The 2858-nt window shown below is 35.8% G+C and carries 6 protein-coding genes; 4 read left to right on the forward strand and 2 right to left on the reverse strand.

What is annotated here, in order from left to right; genetic code table 11:
- Positions 1-219 precede the first annotated feature (219 nt).
- Both GGR08_RS07750 and GGR08_RS07755 read left to right on the forward strand, forming a co-directional pair.
- The gene (locus GGR08_RS07750) at positions 220-402 is read left to right on the forward strand and encodes a type II toxin-antitoxin system HicA family toxin (RefSeq protein WP_183194729.1); all 183 of its coding nucleotides are present in this window, start codon (positions 220-222) and stop codon (positions 400-402) included.
- Positions 403-422: 20 nt separating this feature from the next.
- Positions 423-845 carry a type II toxin-antitoxin system HicB family antitoxin gene (locus GGR08_RS07755; RefSeq protein ID WP_183194730.1) on the forward strand — a complete coding sequence of 141 codons (423 nt, stop codon included), beginning with the start codon at positions 423-425 and terminating at the stop codon, positions 843-845.
- Between the two features lie 3 nt (positions 846-848).
- On the opposite strand, the gene GGR08_RS07760 is transcribed toward GGR08_RS07755, so the two are convergent.
- Complete coding sequence (locus GGR08_RS07760; RefSeq protein ID WP_183194731.1) at positions 849-1391, reverse strand: hypothetical protein; 543 nt, start codon at positions 1389-1391, stop codon at positions 849-851.
- A 10-nt stretch (positions 1392-1401) separates the two neighbouring features.
- Positions 1402-1848, reverse strand: coding sequence for a single-stranded DNA-binding protein (gene ssb, locus GGR08_RS07765; protein WP_183194732.1), 447 nt, complete (start codon positions 1846-1848; stop codon positions 1402-1404).
- Positions 1849-2036: 188 nt separating this feature from the next.
- Between ssb and GGR08_RS07770 the strand changes: the two genes are divergently transcribed.
- Positions 2037-2228, forward strand: a complete 192-nt coding sequence (locus tag GGR08_RS07770) for a hypothetical protein (protein WP_126602662.1) — start codon at positions 2037-2039, stop codon at positions 2226-2228.
- A gap of 67 nt (positions 2229-2295) precedes the next feature.
- Positions 2296-2724, forward strand: a complete 429-nt coding sequence (locus GGR08_RS07775; RefSeq protein WP_183194733.1) for a type II toxin-antitoxin system HicB family antitoxin — start codon at positions 2296-2298, stop codon at positions 2722-2724.
- Positions 2725-2858: the final 134 nt, after the last annotated feature.

Below are 2858 nucleotides of genomic sequence, written 5' to 3' on the forward strand. Positions count from 1 at the left end.
TCAAATTTTAGGGGATATTTTTGAATTTTAGACGCAATACGACCAGTGCCATACTGCCACTAAATACGATTTTTCACGTATTGTCAAGAGAAAAATCACGATATTGTGTATTTTTAATTTTTTTGATCAAAACTTAGTATTTTAAAAGCCAATCCTTAATTTTATACAAATAACAACATATTTGTTTTATTTAAACATTTTAGATGTTATATTATATTTATGAACAGTCAAGAATTAAAAAGATATCTTACGAAACATGGTTGCAGTTTTACCTCAGGGAAAGGTGGCCATTTGCTTATAAAACGTGGTTCTAAAAAATCCGTTTTACCTATGCATGGTACGCGGAAAGAATTAGGAATGGGATTAGTTCAAAAGATTCTTAAAGATCTTGACCTAAGGTAAGTCTGAATATGGAGATGTAAATGAAATATGCACTTAAATTTATCAAAGATGACAATGATACCCTTCTTGTCATTTGCAAAGATTTTCAGGAATTTATTACCTATGGTAACGACGAAAAAGAGGCTTTGGAACACGCTAAAAATGCCCTTTTAACAGTTATTATGGGGCGTTTCCAAGATCGAGAAGTTGTCCCTTTTGGAGCTCGTGATGCTGCCTATCCTTTTGTTGAAGTATCTTCATTAGTTATTTTAAAAATTGCAATACACAACGCTATGGTTGAAAAGAATTTACGCAAAGCTGATCTCGTGCGTCTTTTAAAACTTCACCCAATACAAATTGACCGATTATTGGATTTAAACCACGCAACAAAATTAGATGCTTTAGAATCCACTCTCATTGCTCTTGGAAAAGAGATCACTATCAATGTTCAAAATGCTGCTTAAAATTTAGCGGTTTTGTGTAAAATGTTTATGAAGTGCATTCAGAGCAACATACAGCGAACCGACAAGATGTGGCAGTGATTGATCTTCACTAACGAGATACTGTAGCGCGGCATAAAGGTTATGCTGTCTATAAAGGCATTGTGCTTCTTTTAGCACCTCTTTCATTGCTTCATAGTAATGAGTAGTTTTTTCAATCCATTGTTTTTTTGCCTCTTCATTAAAAGATGGAGTAAAGTCATCATAAATTGCATTTGGTAAGGCTTTTGCACAGAGGTAATTATTTCTCACTTCAAGATATTTTTGTGCAGCATCATACTGATCTTGATTAATCACACCTTGCAGATAAAGCCGTCCGATATAAGTAGCAGAAAGCGGATTTTTTGCTTCTTCTATGGTCAAGCCAAAGCGTTTGGCACGTATTTCTATTGCCAATTTGTCAATGGGATTATGAGGCATTTTTGTCCGTGAAATACGACCATTGGGTTCTCTGATACATCCATTAATACGAGGACGTCCACGTTTTGCATGTTTTTTTCTTTTAGCCATATTTTTTCAATCAGAATGGGACGCTATCATTAAGAGCTGTTCTATAATCTTGAGCACCTGAGGCGATAGCGTAATTTTGAGAGGTAATGGGTGAGGGGTGTGCGGATTGCTCTTTCTTTGCATCAAGCAAATGCAGTTCACCTTTATATTGTGACAAGACAATCTCTGTTGTGTAACGGTCATGACCATTTTTATCTTGCCATTTACGGGTTTGTAATTTGCCTTCTATGTAAACCTTTGAACCTTTACTGAGATACTGAAGAGCAATTTTTGCCAAATGTGGATTAAAAACCATAATGGAGTGCCATTCCGTTTTCTCTACTTTTTGATGAGTATTTTTATCCGTATAGCTTTCAGAAGTTGCCATACGAAAATTGACTACTTCTGTTCCAGAATTCATTGTTTTGCTTTCGGGATCAGCACCTAAACGCCCGATTAATGTCACTTTATTTAGCATGTTTTTTCTTACCTTAAACTTGTACTTTAATACATAGAAAATCTTAGCATGATTTGCTTATTTTTTCAATTATTTCAGTTTGTTAATCACACTTTTTAAAGTATTACATTATAATTTTGTTCGATTTATTATTGACTGTCGAACTTTTTTGTGCGATATTGGTTTTATGAAGGACAGGGAGATGCTAAATGAAACGAGAAGCACTGCTTAGGGAATTACGTAAAGAGGCTAGAAAAAGAGGCATTCATTACAGTGAAACTCCTGATGCAGGCAAAGGATCGCACTATTTGGTAACTTTTGGAGATAAGACAACCGTTATAAAATCTGGTGAATTAACACCACTTTATGTGAAGATAATCAAAAAGCAGTTGGGAGTGTAAATAACTATTTCAAATGTTTTAAATTTTTCATTTCAAAATACTTCGATAATGGATAGGAGATCTAAACATGGAATATACTTATCAAGCAAAATTTGAAACCGATCCAGATGGTGGTTTTGTTGTGACTTTTCCAGATGTACCAGAAGCAATAACAGCTGGAGAAAATAGAGCCGAAGCATTAGAAAATGCTGTTGAAGCTTTAGGGTTGGCATTACGGAGCTATCCTATGCGCGGTCTGCCTTTACCTGTGCCACGGCAGTATAAAGACCTTGTAGAGGTCACGGTAGATGCGTGGAATGCTCTTAAGCTAGCAGTGGTAGAAGCCTTTAATGAAGCGAATATTACAAAAACAGAATTGGCACATCGTTTGGGTAAAAAAGAAACAGAAGCACGACGCATTCTTGATCCAAATTATCCAACTAAGCTTCAAACACTAGAGCAAGTACTGAGTGTTCTTGGCAAGCAAGTTGTTATCACAATCAAAAATGCGGCTTAACTTTCTCCCCACCTTTAAAGATGGGGAGGGGAGTTCTATTTTTTTAATTAAGCAACCTTTTTAATGGGGCTCTCCAAATTTGGTTCGTAAGCGCGTAACAAAGAATCCATGCTATGCGGTAATTCTGAGGCTCC

Source organism: Bartonella fuyuanensis (genome assembly GCF_014197255.1).
Lineage (GTDB): Bacteria > Pseudomonadota > Alphaproteobacteria > Rhizobiales > Rhizobiaceae > Bartonella > Bartonella fuyuanensis.